The sequence below is a fragment of the Gardnerella sp. DNF00109 genome (assembly GCF_049262845.1).
Lineage (GTDB): Bacteria > Actinomycetota > Actinomycetes > Actinomycetales > Bifidobacteriaceae > Bifidobacterium > Bifidobacterium vaginale.
The window spans coordinates 59,077-77,553 of the sequence record NZ_CP058406.1 but is presented as its reverse complement, the minus strand read 5'-3'; the positions used below and the strand labels follow the sequence as shown (position 1 = coordinate 77,553).

General features: G+C 45.7%; 11 protein-coding genes and 1 tRNA gene. 6 read left to right on the top strand and 6 right to left on the bottom strand.

Annotated features, from left to right (window positions below):
- Nucleotides 1–68 precede the first annotated feature (68 nt).
- Nucleotides 69–3,026: a cation-translocating P-type ATPase gene (locus HXT20_RS00305; protein ID WP_422114347.1), complete on the bottom strand. Its 2,958-nt coding sequence runs from the start codon at nucleotides 3,024–3,026 to the stop codon at nucleotides 69–71.
- Nucleotides 3,027–3,239: 213 nt separating this feature from the next.
- On the opposite strand from HXT20_RS00305, the gene rlmB reads away from it, so the two are divergent.
- Together rlmB and HXT20_RS00295 are read left to right on the top strand one after the other, a co-directional pair.
- A complete protein-coding gene (gene rlmB / locus HXT20_RS00300; protein ID WP_019261477.1) occupies nucleotides 3,240–4,235 on the top strand; it encodes a 23S rRNA (guanosine(2251)-2'-O)-methyltransferase RlmB in 996 nt (331 codons plus the stop codon).
- Between the two features lie 32 nt (nucleotides 4,236–4,267).
- Complete coding sequence (locus HXT20_RS00295) at nucleotides 4,268–5,977, top strand: ABC transporter ATP-binding protein (RefSeq protein ID WP_422114346.1); 1,710 nt, start codon at nucleotides 4,268–4,270, stop codon at nucleotides 5,975–5,977.
- Nucleotides 5,978–6,001: 24 nt separating this feature from the next.
- On the opposite strand, the gene HXT20_RS00290 is transcribed toward HXT20_RS00295, so the two are convergent.
- Entirely contained in the window at nucleotides 6,002–6,712 is a 711-nt protein-coding gene (locus HXT20_RS00290; RefSeq protein WP_004123922.1) for a nitroreductase family protein, read from the bottom strand.
- A gap of 9 nt (nucleotides 6,713–6,721) precedes the next feature.
- The gene (locus HXT20_RS00285; protein ID WP_422114345.1) at nucleotides 6,722–8,545 is read right to left on the bottom strand and encodes a S1C family serine protease; all 1,824 of its coding nucleotides are present in this window, start codon (nucleotides 8,543–8,545) and stop codon (nucleotides 6,722–6,724) included.
- A gap of 341 nt (nucleotides 8,546–8,886) precedes the next feature.
- On the opposite strand from HXT20_RS00285, the gene tgt reads away from it, so the two are divergent.
- The 4 genes from tgt to HXT20_RS00265 all read left to right on the top strand — a co-directional run bounded on the left by tgt (nucleotide 8,887) and on the right by HXT20_RS00265 (nucleotide 14,659).
- Nucleotides 8,887–10,212, top strand: a complete 1,326-nt coding sequence (gene tgt / locus HXT20_RS00280) for a tRNA guanosine(34) transglycosylase Tgt (RefSeq protein ID WP_415698825.1) — start codon at nucleotides 8,887–8,889, stop codon at nucleotides 10,210–10,212.
- 690 nt (nucleotides 10,213–10,902) lie between these two features.
- Nucleotides 10,903–10,985 (top strand) — tRNA-Leu (locus HXT20_RS00275).
- Between the two features lie 169 nt (nucleotides 10,986–11,154).
- Nucleotides 11,155–13,878 carry an exo-alpha-sialidase gene (locus HXT20_RS00270; protein WP_422114344.1) on the top strand — a complete coding sequence of 908 codons (2,724 nt, stop codon included), beginning with the start codon at nucleotides 11,155–11,157 and terminating at the stop codon, nucleotides 13,876–13,878.
- On the top strand, nucleotides 13,862–14,659 hold the full coding sequence (locus tag HXT20_RS00265; protein ID WP_004137759.1) for a FadR/GntR family transcriptional regulator: 798 nt from the start codon (nucleotides 13,862–13,864) through the stop codon (nucleotides 14,657–14,659). The genes HXT20_RS00270 and HXT20_RS00265 overlap by 17 nt, the downstream gene beginning before the upstream one ends.
- Before the next feature lie 513 nt (nucleotides 14,660–15,172).
- Here HXT20_RS00265 and nagA read toward each other — a convergent pair.
- From nagA to HXT20_RS00250, 3 genes are all read right to left on the bottom strand, one after another.
- Nucleotides 15,173–16,432, bottom strand: coding sequence for an N-acetylglucosamine-6-phosphate deacetylase (nagA, locus tag HXT20_RS00260; protein ID WP_422114343.1), 1,260 nt, complete (start codon nucleotides 16,430–16,432; stop codon nucleotides 15,173–15,175).
- A gap of 75 nt (nucleotides 16,433–16,507) precedes the next feature.
- Nucleotides 16,508–17,320, bottom strand: coding sequence for a glucosamine-6-phosphate deaminase (gene nagB, locus HXT20_RS00255; protein ID WP_004116530.1), 813 nt, complete (start codon nucleotides 17,318–17,320; stop codon nucleotides 16,508–16,510).
- Nucleotides 17,321–17,504: 184 nt separating this feature from the next.
- Nucleotides 17,505–18,464, bottom strand: coding sequence for a dihydrodipicolinate synthase family protein (locus HXT20_RS00250; protein WP_004113922.1), 960 nt, complete (start codon nucleotides 18,462–18,464; stop codon nucleotides 17,505–17,507).
- Nucleotides 18,465–18,477: the final 13 nt, after the last annotated feature.

The window sequence follows — 18,477 nt, the reverse complement described above, 5'->3', positions numbered from 1 at the left end:
AAACTTCATAAAACAAACACTTAAATACACTAATATGCCAAGTGTAGCGCGTGCCGCGGTCGAAAATATTAGGCAGAAATCGCAACAGCAGCTGCAGACTTCTTGTGAGCCATAAAGCGCAAAACGCACTTTCTTAGCTCCGAAGCAATAAGCACAACCATTGAAAGCCCAAGGCACTCCACCCACTCCATAAAGTCGAGCGGAACTGTGCCAAACGGGCCATTAAGGAATGGTATATAAATTACAGCAAGCTGCAACACTACGGAAACTGCGATTGCACCCCAAAGCCAACGATTTGCGAACAAGCCAACAAACACGCTTTGCAAATGCGAGCGAGATGCAAGAGCATTAAGCATTTGAGCAAACACAAGAATAGTGAAGCCCATTGTGCGCGCGTGAGTCATTTGAGAAGCATGAGTTAAAACAGTTGTGGAGCGGTCTGTAAACAATCCGCCAGCCAAATGCATGTCCATGCCAATCAGCGTTATAGCTGCCATAATCACACCAATAAACACAATGTCTCCCCACATTGGCTTATCAATAACGCTATCCGTAAGCCTTCGCGGACGCCTATTCATAACATCATCCGTTTGCGGATCAACACCCATTGCGAGCGCAGGAGCAGCGTCCGTAAGCAAATTAATCCACAAAAGCTGCGTTGCAAGAAGAGGTAAAGTCACGCCAACAGAGTTTGGCTGCGTAATTCCCAAAGCGCCAGCAAACACTACGCCACCAAAAACAGTGAACACTTCGCCAACATTGGAACTAAGCAAATATCTCAAGAATTTACGAATATTGTCGAAAATTCCGCGACCTTCGCGCACTGCTGCAACGATTGTAGAGAAGTTATCGTCTGCCAAAATCATCTTGGCAGATTCTTTAGTGACTTCCGTACCCGTAATGCCCATTGCAACGCCAATATCTGCCGACTTTACGGCAGGAGCATCGTTTACGCCGTCGCCAGTCATAGCAACAATATTGCCTTGCCTTTGTAGCGAGGAAACAATAGCAAGCTTGTGTTCTGGAGCAACGCGCGCGTACACGCTCACTTTGCTAATCGCATCGTCGAAAGCAATGTTGTCGTCATCCCTAGAAAGCAACTCGTCAAGCTCATCGCCTGTAAGCGCATGCTCATCTTTTCCAATAATGCCAAGGTCACGAGCGATTCGAGCGGCAGTAAGTGGATGATCGCCAGTAATCATAACAGTTCTGATTCCAGCACGATGCGCTTGAGCAACGCTATCTCGAACTTCGATTCTAGGAGGATCAATAATCGCGACCATGCCGTTCCAAATCAAATCAGACTCCAAAACATCACTTTGTTCAGCAACGTCTGCGATTTGGCCGGCAGCGTTAGAAACCATGCCGTCAACTTTAGCTAAACTATCTACGCCAAGCGGCCTATACGCCATTGCAAGAGTGCGATACGCTTCGCCAGAGAGCTTTTCCACGTTTGCAAGAATCTCTTCGCGATCTCCGTCTGTAAGATGACGAACAGCGCCAGCAACTGCGATTCGCGTGCAATAAGAAAGCAAAACATCTGGAGCGCCTTTAGCGCAAACAATAAGATTTCCAGAATCCGAATCGTCTTTAACAACAACAGACATGCGTTTGCGCTCAGAAGTAAACGGCACTTCCGCAACGCGACTAAGATGCGCGTAACGCTTGTCCGCCTTGGTTTTGCGCGCTGCAACAATAAGCGAAACCTCGGTAGGATCGCCAACTGGCTGCCATGCGCCAGATGATTCATTATGGTGCAAATCTCCATCGTTTGCTAAATACCCTGATCCGAGCGCGCCAATCACCTCTGTTGCTAGAGCTGGAGGAACCGCCAAATCAGCATCTAAAGAATCAAGCAAAACCATTCGTCCCTCTGGCTTATATCCGCTACCTGTAAGCTGCACCTGGCCACTAGGCGTTATAACACGCTCAACAGTCATCTCGTTTCGAGTTAAAGTACCCGTTTTGTCGGAGCAAATAACAGATGCGGAGCCAAGCGTTTCTACAGACGAAAGCTTTTTTACAACAGCATGATGCTTTACCATGCGCTGCACGCCAAGCGCAAGAACTACTGTCAAAATCGCCGCTAAGCCTTCTGGAACAGCAGCAACAGCAAGAGATACCGAAAGAAGCAAAGAATCTATAACATCTTCAATAGTGCGGAATCCTTCAAGCGCCCACATAGACGCAAGCACAACGGCTGCAATAATACACACTGCGATTCCAAGAACCTTAGATACGCGAACCATCTCCTTCTCGAGAGGAGTAGCTTCTTCTTGCGCACTAGAAAGCATATCTGCGATTTTTCCAACCTGAGTTTTCATGCCAGTAGACGTGACTATTGCGCGACCAGTGCCCTGCGTTACGGCAGTGCCATTAAACACCATATTTGTGCGGTCTGCCAAAGATTTTGGCGAAGCTAGAGTTTCTGGGCGCTTGCTAACAGCAACAGATTCTCCCGTAAGGCTTGCTTCCGCAACGCGCAAAGAAGCGGCTGCAATAAGCCTTGCATCCGCAGAAACGGCATCACCTTCGCCAAGAACCAAAATATCTCCAGGCACAACATCCGCCGTATCTATGCGCATAACTCGCCCATCTCTAAGAACGGACGTTTGCGGAGCGCTCATTTTTGCCAACGCCTCAACCGCTTCTTGCGCGCGCGACTCTTGAATATAGCCCAAAACTGCGTTTGCTATAAGAATCACGATTATAACTATTGAGTCAAACGGCAAAACTTCGCCGCCACTTTCACCACCATGTTGTGCGCGCTCAACAAACCATGCGATTGCGGAAATAATAGTAGCCGCTATAAGCAAGTAAACAAGCGGATCTTTAAACTGTTCGAGGAACCTCTTCCACGCTGGTGTTTTAGGAGCGCTAGCTAAAACGTTCGAGCCAAATTGCGCGAGCCTTTTAGCCGCCTCATCACTACTTAAACCAGTAGAAACGTTTACATTAAGCGAATTTGCAACATTTTGCACGTCTTGCAATGACGGATCTTTGGATTGATCGCTTTGATCAACCATATTTCCCCCCTTGGGAGCGCCGCGGAGTAGTCAATAATCAAAATTTTTACGCAAAGTTGACTCAAAATCTTGATTATTGCGCGGTTGTGGATTATTGCAATAACAATAATTAAGTACCGTTCTATTATGCCACATAAAGCGCCAAATACTAATGCCTCGCTAATGCAGCACCAAAGCATCGTCAATGCCTCGGGGGCATGTGAAAATAAGAATATGGCTATGAAAAAAGGACCGACCAAGGGGTCGGGTGGAAAACATCGTAATGCATTGCGCGGCAAGGGACCTACTCCTAAAGCAGAAGACCGCGTGTATCATAAAGCTTATTTCGCCAAAAAAGCTGCGATTAAGCGCACGTTTGCAGATCCGCGTTTGGCAGCTAGACGCAGAGTAGATAAGTTGGGCACAGATAGCGACGAGTTGGTAATTGGGCGAAATGCAGCTCTTGAAGCTTTGCGCGTAGGCGTTCCTAGCACGCAGCTTTATGTTGCAAATCGCATTGAGCATGACGATCGCACGCGCGAAATCGTTAAGCTTGCTGGCATGCAAGGCTTGCGACTTTTGGAAGCGGATCGCTTGGAAATGGATCGCATTGCTCACAGCACCAATCATCAAGGCATTATATTAAAAGTGCAGCCTTATCAATATTATTCGCTGCAAGAGCTTGTTGACCGCGCAGAAAAGAAGTCTCGCGCTATGGAGGCGGCGGATTCTGCAGCCGCTCGCATTAACGCACGCCCATTGTTTATAGCACTAGATGGAGTTACCGATCCACAAAATCTTGGTGCTGTTATTCGATCCGCAGCCGCTTTTGGCGCAAATGGCGTAATCTTGCCTGAGCGCAGAAGCGCATCTGTTACAGCTGCCGCTTGGAAGGTTTCTGCAGGCGCAGCAGCACATTTGCCTGTTGCTAGAGTTGTGAATTTAAACAAGGCGATTCAAGGTTTGCGCGAGCGCGGATGGTATGCGATTGGTCTTGACGGTGGCGGCGACAAGCTTGTTGGCGAAACTGGTTTTGAAACCGATCCGCTTGTCGTAGTTCTTGGAAGCGAGGGCAAGGGCATGAGTCGCCTAACGCGTGAAGCTTGCGATGCTATTGCTGGAATCCCAATTTCTAGCGCTGTCGAATCGCTTAACGCATCCGTTGCAGCTGGAATCAGCTTGTATGCTGTTGCTAACGCTCGCAGGCTTGCCGCCTTGAGTCAAAATTAGTAATTAGCATTGCGAATTAAGAATTAACACTCATGCGGATTTTTAAGCCACGCAATTTACAAGATTCACATAACGCGCGCACATTGGCTTTATTATTAGCTTTTGTTTTATACATTGCGATTATTGCAATCGTAATGTGTTTCCACGAACCTTGGTTTGACGAGGCTCAAAGCTGGCTGATTGCGCGCGACTCGTCGCTTGCAGACATTATTAGCGTTAGACCCCATTACGAGGGTCACCCTCCTTTTTGGAATCTTTTACTTGCGATTGCAGCTAAAAATAGCGTTCCATACGAGTTTGGAATTAAGGGTATTCAACTGGTTTGCGCAAGCCTACTGGGTGCGTGGCTTATTTTTAAGTCGCCTTTTAAACACGCAAGCAGCCTTGCAACTTTTCTTATTCCGTTTACTTATTTTGCTTGCTTCCAGTACGGTGTTACATCGCGACCATACGCTTTGCTTTGCTTAAGCTTGCTAGTAGCGGCACATTACTGGAATAGTGCGGATTCTAAGACTTCTAGCGCTTGGAAACTTGCGATTAGTCTTATGTTTATGTGCTTGCTTAGCGTGTACGGGATTGCATTTGCTGCAGGCTTTACAATTGCTTGGATTTGGCGAGTTTTTAGCAAGAATATTAGCAAAACTCTTAATTTTAGCTCCATTCTTCACGCGATTAAAGCAACAATCGCATCAAATTGGGCGCGACTTATATCTTGGGGATTAATCGCCATTTTTGGCATTGCAAACCTTGCTCTTGCATGGCCAGCAAAAAACGCATTCGCCACTCGCGCAACGATTGATGGCAATTCAACAATTGCAAAATGCTTCGCTTTTATATTCGTAATGCCTTCCGAAAGCATGTTTACAAGCTTTTATGGCGATATTTCAATGCGAAGAATGCCTTTTGACTTTTTGCCGATTACAATATGCACACTGTTTAGCCTTGCGATTTGGGCGTTTGCCATTAGAATCGCCAAGCGCAGAAAACTCCTTACAGCTCTTGTAATCCCTTATCTTGTCCTTACAATCGTAGCCGTTCGCTATTTTACACTTCACCACGCAGGTCTAATATTTGTGTTTTTGCTTAGTGTGCTTTGGATTAGTCACATCAAAGAGCCGCTTAGTACAAAAGATATTCCTGCGATTTTTGTTAAAGTCGCCCCTACTAAATTCAGATTTATAAAAAACAAAGCTTTTAAAATCAACCTACTAATATCAATAATCCTTGCACCAAGCCTAATTTGGAACGCGTTTGCTTGCGTAAACGACATTCTGTTTGACTATTCGCCTTCTAGAGCTGTAGCACAATACATATCTAGTAATCACTTGCAAAATAAGCGTTTTGTAGCATCTTGGCTTCATAACGACGAGCAGGTTGACGAAAGTGGAAAAGTTATTTCTCACGAAGAAAACGACACTCACCAATATTCGTGGCTTTTAATAGGCGCAAACCCTTATTTTTCTAAAAATCTTATAGATTGCGCTTACAAAAACAAGACTTTTATAACGAATGAAAGCCCTACTGCAAGCCAGCAAGCACAAGAGTTGACGGATTGCGCTGCAAAGGGCGAGCCAGAATTTTTTGTTAGCGAATCCAGCCAGCCGTGGTACTACTTCTTGGCTTTAAACTACAACATTTCGCATTACAATGCGCACGCTGTTTCCAACGTTAAAACGTCTTGGAAGGCTCTTGTTTGGGAAAGCACTGCCACTATTTACGAGCGCAAAGCACACATAAAATAGGCAAAAACGATTGTTTCGCAATCGCTAAAGCAGCTCAATCTTTGGATGCTCGGCTCTAAACTCGTTTGTGTGCGAATCGCTAGCATACCCAAGCGCAAATCCAGTTAAAAGCTCCATGTTTTCTGGAACATCAAACTCCGCGTCTAGCGGATCTCGCCAGGTCGCCAAAACTCCAAGCGGACAAGAGTCAACGCCTAAATCTTTAGCAGCAAGAAACAGCGTTTGTAGCATAAGACCTGCATCCATTGCAGCAAATGGCATAAAATCGCGTCTAGCTAAAACAAAGCCAATAACGGGTGCTCCAAAAGCTTCGAAATTTCTGCGCGTATGGGCGTTCCTGGCTGCAAAATCGTGCCTTTCGATTCCTAAATGCGAATATAACGCTAGACCGAGTTTAGCGCTTCGCTGCTTTAAATCGTCGGGGTACGGCTTTGCAACAGGAACGTCGCCATTAGGCGCTGACTCTTGAGCAAACTGAGCGCGCTCAGATTCGCTCAAACTCTTATCTTTGGCTTTAAGCATTGCATTGCACTTATCTAAATAAGCTTTCACAATGCGATCTTTTTTGCCACCTTGTGCAATCGCAAGCGCATAAGCTCTTGTGTTGCTCCAGCTTGGCGCAAGAGAAGCGGTGTGCAATATTGACTCTAAAACGTTTTGCTCAATCGGCTTGTTTAAAAAGTCGCGTGCAGAAAACCGCTCCGATGCAAGTTGGCCAAAATCTTTGTAAGTCATGCTATCAGTTTACCAGAAACCGAATGGGTCAAAAATGCCACCATCGTCAGAATCGTCGTCTCCGCCTCGAGGGAGTTGATCCAAAGGATCATCATCTCCATCTGAAGAATCGCCTCCATTGTTGTTCTGGCTCTTCTTATCGGAAGAATCAGGCTTTTTACTTCCGCGCTTCCTCAAGGATCGAGGGTCTTGACGAGTTGCGCCATTAACAGCAGCTTCTTCTTGGTTAAACTTGACTGTTAGATTGACAGTTCCGTTACCACGAACAACTGTTATTGTTGCCTTATCTCCCAAAGCGGTAGCGCGCACAAATCCCAAAAGCGAATAATTGCTTGTCACAGGCTTTCCATTAAACGCCACGATTGTATCTCCAGCACGCATTCCGCCTTTTGCTGCAGGAGCGCCAGGAGTTACAGACGCCACTTGAGCGCCGCCGCGCGTAATGTTATTTTGCGTTACGTTCACGCTTTTAACCATAATTCCAAGAGCAACGTGTTTTACAGAACCATTCTTAATAATCTCGTTTACTACGCGCTTAACAAGATTAGACGGAATAGCAAATCCAATTCCAATAGACCCTGCTGTGCCACCTCTAGCAGAAGTTGCGGCAATAGAAGAATTAATACCGATTACTTTTCCAGCAGCATCAAAAGTTGGTCCGCCAGAATTACCAGGATTGATTGCAGCGTCAATTTGCACAGCATTTGTTACGATTTCCGAACGACTCTGATCATCCATAACGGAAACTGGGCGATTAAGCGCGGAAACAATGCCTGTTGTAGCAGTATCGTCGTAACCAAGAGGATTTCCAATTGCCATCACAGGTTCTCCAACAGCAAGAGCATCAGAATCAGCAAACTCAACTGGCTTTACGTTACTTGGTAAACCGTCTACTTTAAGCACAGCCAAATCGGTAGTTTTATCGGTTCCAACAAGCTTTGCCTTGTAAATCTGGCCATTAGATAGCGTTACTTGCAACTGTTGCATTCCAGCAATAACGTGATTGTTTGTAACAACATGACCTTGCTTGTCGATTATTGCCCCAGAGCCTTTGCTCATATTCTTGTCATTGCGCGCCTGAATAGACACAACGCCGCCAGAAACGTTTTTAGCAACCGAACGCCAATCTGGAGATTGACCACCTTTTACTACTGCTGTTCCTTTTGAAGATGATTGTGTGCCTACATCTGCAAGCGTTCCCGAACCTGGAATAGAAATTAGTCCTTGAGTAATAGCGAATGACATTACAACAACGCATACCACTGCAGAAATAATTGACGATACAATCGCCACTGTTATATTTGAGTTTTCTCTGGACTCTTTTCTAGCGCCACGCTTTTTGTACACTACATGTGGACCCTGATTTGGATTCTGATTTGAACCCTGATTTACGACCTGTACTTCGCCATGAACTGCATCATCCTGATTATCGCCAGCATCGCCATCAGCAGCATCATCACTCAAATCATAAGGATTCCCAAATCTAGAATTTTTAATATTGCCGCTATAGGGATCACCATAAGGCAAGAATGGATTATCCAAATTGTCATCCGAACGCGCATAATCTCCGTTAACTGTGTTTCTTGACGATTCTTCACCATCATTAGCAGAAGAGTCGCCAGCAACCGAAGAGTTTGCAGAATTATTTTCATCACTTCCGTCGCCAGTATTAACAGGACCATATGCACCATATTCCGGAGCAGGACGATAAATCTGAGGTTCACCCTGACCAGTCTGCTTAGCATTCTCCGTCTGCGACTGTCCTTGTGAAGACTGCTCAGATTGCACTTCACTAGAATCATAGGCCTTAGAATCATAAATATCGTCAGCCATTAATCCTCCTTAAATCTTTTAACACAACATACTCTAATCTGATTACACGCATTCATACAAGTTAATATGAGATTTTTACGCGCTTTAATCTTTCTACACGCAAATAAAGCGTAAGTTAAAATCTAAGATTTAATTTTCTTACAATATGAGTTAAACGTTTTGCTCTTAAAATTACCTGAATATTTAGCCATATAATGCCGTATAAATACCATATAGTTACCGTATGAATACCGTAAAATTAGCTAGCGGTTTTTATAGAAAATACATAAACACGTAAAATTTAACGAACGGTTGCTGACGACTTTTCCGCGTACAATGCCACAACTTATGCGCATATCGTCATGCCTTCTAATAGAGTAAAAGGTATGACTAATCTTATTGAACACCCACGCGGAGCAGAGCCTGGTAAGCCTGGAGATCGCAGCGAATTCTCGTTTACAACAAAAACGCGTTTGGAAAATACGGCGGACGGCAAGGGGCGTGACGGCGCAAGATACGGGCGAACTGGCGTGATTCGCACGCCTCACGGAGATATTCACACGCCTGCTTTTGTGCCTGTTGCAACTCAAGCCGCAATGAAGGCCGTGCTGCCAGAGTCAATAAAAGACTTGGGCGGCCAATGCATGCTTTCTAACGCATTCCACTTATATGAGCGCCCTGGCGAAGACATTTTAGACGAAGCTGGCGGTCTTGCAAAGTTTATGAACTGGGATGGCCCAACTTTTACGGATTCTGGCGGATTCCAAGTGCTTTCGCTTGGCGCTGGTTTTAAGAAAACTCTTGCAATGGACGTTACAGGCATGAAGTCCGACGATGTTATTGCAGAAGGTAAAGAGCGTATGGCATTCGTTGACGAGGATGGCGTAACGTTTAAGTCCCCTCTAAACGGCTCAATTCACCGATTTAGCGCAGAAATCTCAATGGGTATTCAACACAAGCTTGGCGCAGATATTATGTTTGCTTTCGATGAGCTTACAACTTTGATGAATACTCGTCGATATCAAGAAGAGTCCGTTGAGCGCACTTTCCGCTGGGCTAAGCGTTGTGTTGCCGAACACAAGCGATTAACCGAGGCGCGATTAGGAAAGCCGTATCAGGCGTTGTATGGCGTTGTTCAAGGAGCGAATTACGAGGATTTGCGTAGACATGCGGCAGAGCAGATTGCTTCGCTCGACTTTGATGGCGTCGGAATTGGTGGAGCAATTGAAAAGCGCATTATTGGAGACACTTGCGCTTGGATCTGCGATGCTATGCCAGAAAATCGCCCTCGCCACGTGCTTGGAATTGCTGCAGTTGACGACATTTTTGCTTGCGTAGAAAACGGCGGAGATACGTTTGATTGCGTGGCGCCTGCGCGATGCGGCCGAAACGGCGCGATTTTTACTCGCCACGGACGATACAACGTAAAGCGCGCCGAATTTAAGCACGATCAGGGACCGCTTGAAGCTGGATGCGATTGCTACACTTGCACGCATTATTCGCGCATGTATGTTAGCCATTTACTGCGCGCTAAAGAGATGAACGGATACACGCTTGCTACGATTCACAACGAGCGATTCTTTGTTAAGCTTCTAGACGACATTCGCGCGTCGATTGACGGCGGATATTTTGAAGAGTTCCGCGATGAATCGCTTGCGCACTACTACGAAAATGGCTCGCGCGGATAATTTGTCTGACGTTGCGCGATCCTTGCTTGTTGTTGTGCAATTTCCTACTTAACGTTGCACAAGGGCTGGGTAATTCTTGTCTCACAACGCTCCGCCTATTACGTGTAGTCTAGAGTTGCGGTTGTTCCGTTTTGGCTTTGATTTTGTTTTTTGGTTGAAGTTTATTTGTAGTGGTTGATCATTGGATTATTTGGTATCGGCTGCCGCTCTTATACTGTTCGACCAAGAATCACCCAGCCCTCTTACATGCTTGAGCAATTGCGTATAGCTTAATCACCGAGATTCTCGATTTTTCTTGCTGCTTCAGCGAATCACCATCGGAGGACTGCGAATCGACTTGCATGAGCGCTTAAAGCGTAGCGCGCGAATGCACTTCGATTCGCTGAGCCGCTTAGAGCAGAAGCATTGCTTCTGCGCGGCGAAGACGTTCGCGCGCTTAGACCGCGCGAACGAAACGCTTCATACGCTGCGAAAAATCTCGAATCTCTACCTTGCTTTGCGTAATCATGTAGTGCGATTGTACTGAATTTCGACGTTTTTTGATACAAACGCACTACATGATTACGCACTTTGTAGCTCAAAACAGCAATTAGAGCAACAAAAAGCGGAAAAGTTGACGAGTTTTGCATAAACACACAAGTGTCAATATTTGCTAAACGGCTGCAAATATGGTAGCTTTGTGGTCTGTATGCGAACGTGGCGGAATGGTAGACGCGCTGTCTTCAGGTGGCAGTGAGTGTATACTCGTGCGGGTTCAAGTCCCGCCGTTCGCACTCTTTAAGAACGTTGATTTTTCAACGTTCTTTTTTATTTTGCGACATCATCTTACAACAGTTGCGCGTTTGCTTAAAAATATGTGATAGACTAAATAAGTAGATGTCGTAAGACGTCAGACGTGTTAAAACATAGTGGTTTTAATTTTTCTGGTCATGGAGGACTAAAATGGAACGTCGTTCAACGAAGACGACGAGCCTTATTGAAGATATCGCGGATATCAAAGGTTCGGAGCACACGCGATTCAACCATGCCACAATAAAAATTACACCATCTAGTGAAATCAAAAAATATAGCGAAAACGAATCGGGAATCAATCGCAAAGATAAAAACGAGGAAATAAATCAGAACGAAGGAATAATAAGGTTTAAATTTGTAGCAAATTCGGATTGTGATTTATTAGATATTAAGCCCGCGCAAAAGTCGGAAGCTTCTGCACAACAAGAGCACACAACTCCAATAATAAAAATAAGTATTAAAGAAGACGCTCCCCTGCTTAGTGCACAAAATCTTTTAGAAGATAGCGCCGACGCAAACGGTGCGAAAGAAATTGCACTACAAATGGAAGATGCGCCAGGCGCATGCGACGGGCGCGAACACGATTTTGCAATAACGTACGGAAGTTTTGGAAGCCGATTCTATTTAGACGGATACCAATGCTTTGCGAGCGCAACGAATCTTGGGCCGCAAAGAGTGAGCGAAAAAGCGGCCGAAGTGTGTGCAGCGCAGGCAGAATCTTCGCAAATCTACGACTTTTACTACTCAAACCACTTGCCAAATCCAGAAGAAATCGCAAATTCGTCCACTCAAGCACAGCCAGACATATGGTTTGCAGGACCTACGATTTGCGCAAGAGACATAAAACGCGTATCTTGCAAGTCAAGCGGAACTTTGCACATTCAATTTAGATTGCGAGGCCCTGGCCAACATGGAGTGCTTTTTGCTGCTGGAACTGTTGGAGCAAACACTAATCTAGAATCTAGCGAAAAAATAAGCGTGTACGCAGGACCAGAAGGCATAAAAATCACGCTAATCGACAGCGAAACGTGCGTAAAAAGCGTAATCGAAACAGCCGCAAGCGTTGACGACGGCGAATGGCACGACTTGATTATTCGCGCAAATCGCGGAGCAATTGACATTTACGTAGACGGATACAGCCAGTCGCACAACATAGGACAATTCTGGTTTGCAAACATACCAGAATTAAACGCCGTAAGCATTGGCGAAGACTTGCGCGGAGTGCGACTAATGGGCGAAGCTAGAACAGGCGGAATCTACTTTAGCGCACTAACCGAAGGACAAATCCAAAGAATATCAAGAGTAAAGCCGCTTGTAACAACCGCATTATTCGATACGGGATATGCGGGCTCTCGCAGCTACAGAATACCGTCTCTTGTAAAAACGCGCATGGGAACGCTAATCGCAGGAGCAGACCAGCGAACAAGCGTTTCAAACGACGCTCCAAACCACATAAACTTTGTGATTCGCAGATCCACAGATGGCGGAAAAACGTGGAAGCCTTTGCAAACCGTAATCAACATGCCTGGCAAAAACCTTGGAAAACTGGGCGCGAGCGCAATCGACTCCTGCCCCATTTTAGATCCAGCGGGAAAAAGCGAAAGAATTAACGTATTAATAGACCTTAATCCTAGCGGAATTGGGCTAACAAATTGCAAAACTGCTGTAGGCGTAGACGCGTGCGGAAGAATCAAGCTTATAGACCGCTTAGGCGGCAACTACGCGGCGGAAATGGACGGAAGCGCAGCCGTAAAATTGCCATGCGATTCTAGCGAAAAAGAATGCGCAACAAAGTGGCTAGTTTTCCCAGACGGAAGTATAAAAAATTGCGATTCGCACAATGACTTACGCAATAACTCGCACAGTAATCAAACTTGCGACAGTTCCACGTGGAACATATGGAAATCGCAAGAAATTGCAAGCGAAAGTCAGCCATTATTTGCCGAAAAAACGTGTTATATAGCTCAAATCTACTCGGACGATGACGGAAAAACATGGAGCGCGCCACGCTTAATCGACCACATGGTTAAGGAGCCATGGATGAGCTTCGCTGGAGTATGCCCAGGGAACGGAATAGTTATTAGACAAAGCGAGAAACATTACGGCAGAATACTTGTGCCATTCTATTGCAGCGGCCAAAGCAAATCGCACTATTCTTCGGGAGCGCTTATTTCGGACGACGACGGCAAAACATGGAGCCGAGGCAAAATGATTAACGAAGGGCGATTAATCAACGGAAAAATCGTAGATCCTATAACAATGCAAGACGACGATGCCACAAGCTCCGAAACTGTGTTTGTTGAACGCAAAAATGGCGATATTCTGGCTTTCTTCCGAAATCAAAATCGCTCGGGATGTGTAGGCAAAGCCATTAGTCATGATTGCGGAGAAACTTGGAGCGAGCTAATTTTTGACACAAGTTTGCCAGAGATATTCAGCCAGCCGAGCGCAACCTGTTTTAACAGCGAAAATGCAGAAAACGCAGACTGTATAGCGTTTGCAAACGCAAGCCAAATGATGCCTTATCGCGGTCGCGGAGTTGTGAGATTTAGCTACGACGGCGGAAAAACATGGGCAAAAAACGTGTGCATAAACCCATTCCACCACGTTTATCAATGCCTTAGCTCTAGCAATAAACGAACTTTGCAACTACTGTGGGAAAGAGAGACTACTGGAATTTATATAACGGCAATAGATTCCAATCTTTGGAAGCAGGATAATTTACAAATAGATTTTAAAAGCAATGCAAAAAGTTTAAACAATACAGACTTAGATTGTATAAAAAATAAAATAAACACAAGTGAAAAAATGAAAGATTTAGAAGAAGGAAGCCTTACGCGAACTGAAAGGAGCCAACATGGAAGAGACATTTAGCAGCCATGAAGACGACGAGATGACAACACTAGATCGTTTATCTTTCTTACAGGCAAGCTCAAACTCAAACTCCGCTCCAATCACAGCCAGAAAACGCTGCGATGAAACAATGGATGCAATCAGGTCGCTTATCTTAAGAGAACGCTTGCAGCCAAAAGATATGCTGCCAACAGAACCAATGCTTTGCAACTTGATTGGTGCATCAAGGTCATCTGTGCGCGAGGCGATTCGCAAGCTGGAAGCGCTTAATATTGTGGAAGTTAAGCAAGGGAAAGGCATGTTTGTTGGCTCATTATCGCTTGACCCAATGGTGGAAACACTCGCTTTTCGCTCCTTAATCTCAATAAATAAGAATTTTGAAGATTTAAGCGATGTTGTAGAAATGCGAAAATTCCTAGACCTTGGATGCGCGGATAAGGTGGTTGAGTCACTTAAAGGAACACAGCAGCCAGAATTGGAGGCGCTTTCTGAAATAATGACCAAAGAAGCACATGCTGGAAAAACGTTCTTGGAACAAGACATTGCTTTCCACACTGGTATTTTGCGCGCGGTAAACAATACGATTGCAGAGCAATTCGTGCGATGCTTGTGGCTTGTGCATATGGCGGTTTTGCCACAATTGGGGTTGGAAGTTTCGGACGAGCTTGAAAAAACCGCTAGAGCGCACGAGCTTATGCTAAAAACGGCTATTGCGGGAGACGCAGATGGATATAGACAGGCGGTAAACGACCATTACGAGCCAATTCAGTCGATTTTGCTTAATAGACTGCATAAGCACTAAATCGCATAATTTTCTTACGAATCGACTTGCATGAGCGCTGTGACTTAGCTTGGTGTTGCGCGATTTTCCTATTTAGCGTTGCGCGAGGGCTGGGTGTTTCTTGTCTCACAACGCTCTGCCTATTACGTGTAGTCTAGAGTTGCGGTTGTTCCGATTTGGCTTTGATTTCGTTTTTTGGGTTGAAGTTTATTTGTAGTGGTTGATCATTTGGATTATTTGGTATCGGCTGCCGCTCTTATACTGTTCGACCAAGAATCACCCAGCCCTCTTACATTCTTGAACAATTGCGTATTGCTTAATCGCTGAGATTCTCGATTTTTCTTGCTACTTCAGCGAATCACCATCAAAGATGCTGAGGTTCGCTTCATTCGCTGCGAAAAATCTCGAATCTCTACCTAGCTTGGTGTGCATAAGATGAAAGAACCGCTCTAGTTTAGGGAGCGGTTCTTTCATCTTCAATGGTGATGCCTGAGTACTACAGCATCACGATTAATCGCAACGATACGATTTACGTTACGAAATTTTATGACCGTCGCACCAAATGTGCTCAACTGCCAAAGTTCCTGGATTAAGCAAAAGCAAATCGGCTGCGTACCCCTTTTCAACTAAGCCCAAAGGAGCGCTAGTTATAGCATTCGGCTTATCTACTCCAAGTGCGCGGGCAGGAATAAGAGTTGCAGCCGCAATAGCTGCCGGCAAACCAATGCCAAGTTCCTTAACAGCGCGCTCAACTGCCACTTCCAAGATCAGGGTAGATCCCGCAATAGCACCATTAGAAACAAGCCTTGCATGGCCGCCCGTAACCGTAACGTCTAGAGCGCCAAGCTTATAAGCGCCATCCGCACAACCTGTTGCCGCCATAGCATCTGTTACAAACGCAATGCGATTAGGAGCAGCATCAAAAGCCATTCTCAAAACTGGATTTTCAACGTGGAAACCATCGTTAATAAGCTCAATAGTTACGCGTGAATCCTCCAAGGCTGCAGGGATTGGACCTGGCTTACGGTGATGAATGCCGTTCATGGCGTTAAACATGTGAGTCATAAGCGTAGAGCCAGCATTAAAAGCCGCGCGCGCGGTTTTATAATCTGCATCACAATGCCCCACTGCTGGGATCACGCCAGCTTCTACAAAACGCTTAACCGCTTCCATGCCATGCTCGCGCTCTGGAGCCAAAGTAATTTGGCGCAAAGTTCCATCTGCCGCCTCAAGCAACGCCTCAACGCGCTCTGGAGTCGGGTCCACTAGGCAATTAGGGTCGTGCGCGCCTTTTCTAGACAACGCCAAGAACGGACCCTCTAAATGCGACCCAAGCACATCTGGACGCGTTTGCATAACACGCTTAACAGTACGCAAATTCTCTTGCATTACGTCAAGAGGGTTTGTAATCAAGCTAAGAACTTGCCTAGTTGTTCCATGAAGCATGTGATACGCGCGCGCTATAGCAATACCTTCGGCACCATCGTCAAACGAATGCTCCCAGGCTCCATGAGCGTGCAGATCAATATACCCTGGCGTAGCAAAACAGCCACACCCATCCACAACACTTAAATCAGATGCGCTTAAGCCGCGAGTGCTAATAGCTAAAGCAAGGTCTTCGTCTAAAATGCCAGTCTCTAGAATTACGCCGTCACTAACCAAAATCCACGAATTGGGTACAATTCCTCGAGCGTCTACAACGTTCACGTTGCGCACTACAAAATTGCGCTCTTCGTTTGATTTTAGTGAATCATCAATCTTCTTTACGGCATCTAAATACACATCTTTTGACATTTCATTCACCTATGCTTGTGCTTATTTGATATCTTATTATCTTAAATTTATTATCTTAAATTTCAGACTTGTGTATCAGATCCCCTGCCAAGATGGCTTATTTGCATACACCCAACGATAGTAGTCAGCAAGCTTAAGTTTGCTTGCAGCAGCCTCATCTATAATCACTGTTGCATGAGGATGCATTTGAAGCGCAGAAGCCGGGCATAGCGAGCTTACTCCACCTTCTACTGTTGCAGCTACCGCATCTGCCTTATTTTCACCAAACGCAAGAAGCACGAGATGACGAGCGCGCAAAATCGTTCCAATTCCTTGTGTTATGCAGTGAGTTGGAACTTGGTTAATATCACCGTCAAAGAATCTGCGGTTGTCTACGCGAGTCTGCTCGGTTAGTGTTTTAACGCGAGTACCAGATGCAAGAGAAGATCCTGGCTCGTTGAATCCAACGTGACCGTCGGAGCCGATTCCCAAGATTTGCACGTCGATTCCGCCAGCGGCAGCAATAGCAGCGTCGTAGTCTGCTCCAGCGTGCGCAATCTTATCACCTTCGCTTAATGGCGCTCCATTAAGAACATCTCCTGGAACATGAACTAAATCTGGGTTTAGGCCTATTAGATCTGTTACAGTTCTGCGGATTGTGCTGTGGTAAGATTGTTCGTGCTCTAATGGCAATCCAATGTATTCGTCAAGCGCAAATCCACGTACGCGGCTCACGTCAACATTCTTGTCTTTTACAAGCTTTGCAAGATGCTCGTAGGCTTTTAATGGGCTTGATCCTGTTGCCAACCCTAGTACTGCATCTGGCTTGCGACTAATCAAATCTACAACAGATTCGGCGTATAGCTCGCCTGCCTCATCCTGATCTTTTACAATAATAACTTCAGCCATCTTTAGCTTCTCCTTTAAAGCTTTGGTGATTTTTGATTCTGCAAATACTCCAAGCAAATATTAGCATTGCGGCATACGTTTAAGCGTACGCCGCAATACCATTTATTTACTATGCACCATGAATAAACGATTTTGTTTAAATTATTTGCTTAAATTATTTGCTTAAATTATCTGATAAAAATACTCACTTAGTAGAATCGCTTACTTCTTCTGGGGTCTTTGCCAAAGTCAAGCCAACTTCCTTAAGAACGCGAGCCACGGCTTCAACATTTTCTCCCTTAAGTGGGCAAACTGGGTCTGGCATCTGATTTGTGTCAAACACGCCAAGCAACGCCATTGCGGTCTTAAATGCTCCAACGCCAGCGCCGAAGCCTGCCACTCCGCTAGGAACAGTAACGATTCGCATCAAAGCAGCAAGCCAATCCTGCTCCTTCTTAACCGTTGCCCAATCGCCAGCCTGAGCAGCCTTCCACATGCGCACGTATCCAGTGGCCTCAACGTTTGCAAGTCCTGGAACAGAACCGTCTGCGCCAGCCATGTATGCGCCGTCAACAACAACCTCTTGACCCGTAAGCAAAGTCAATGGGTGGCCAGCCTTATTGTTGTCGTCTACAAGGAACCTGAACGACACGTCATCGTTGGAAGAATCCTTAACGCCTGCAAGTACGCCATCTTTACCAAGCTTTACAAGCAAAGCGCCTGGTAGCTTTGTGTGTACGCAAACTGGAATATCGTAAGCGAACAGTGGCAAATCTGGAACAGCTTCGTGAATAAGACGGAAGTGGCGCTCAACTTCTGCCATGCCGCCGAGTGCGTAGAATGGCGCTGTTGCAACGATTGCAGCCGCTCCAAGCTCCTTAGCTTCCTTTGCATGCTCAATAACACGGTTTGTTTCCGTATCGATGCACCCAACCAACACTGGCACGCGGCCGTCAACAATGCGCATTACGGTTTCAATGATTTCACGACGGCGCTTATCTGTGCTAAACGCAACTTCGCCAGAAGATCCAAGCGTAAACAGGCCGTCTACGCCTGCTTCAATCATTCGGTTAAGCGAACGCTCAAAGCTAACAACGTCTACTTCGCCGTCTGCCGTTAATGGCGTAACTACTGGTGGGATAACGCCGTGGAATTTTTCTGCCATGATTAAACTTCTT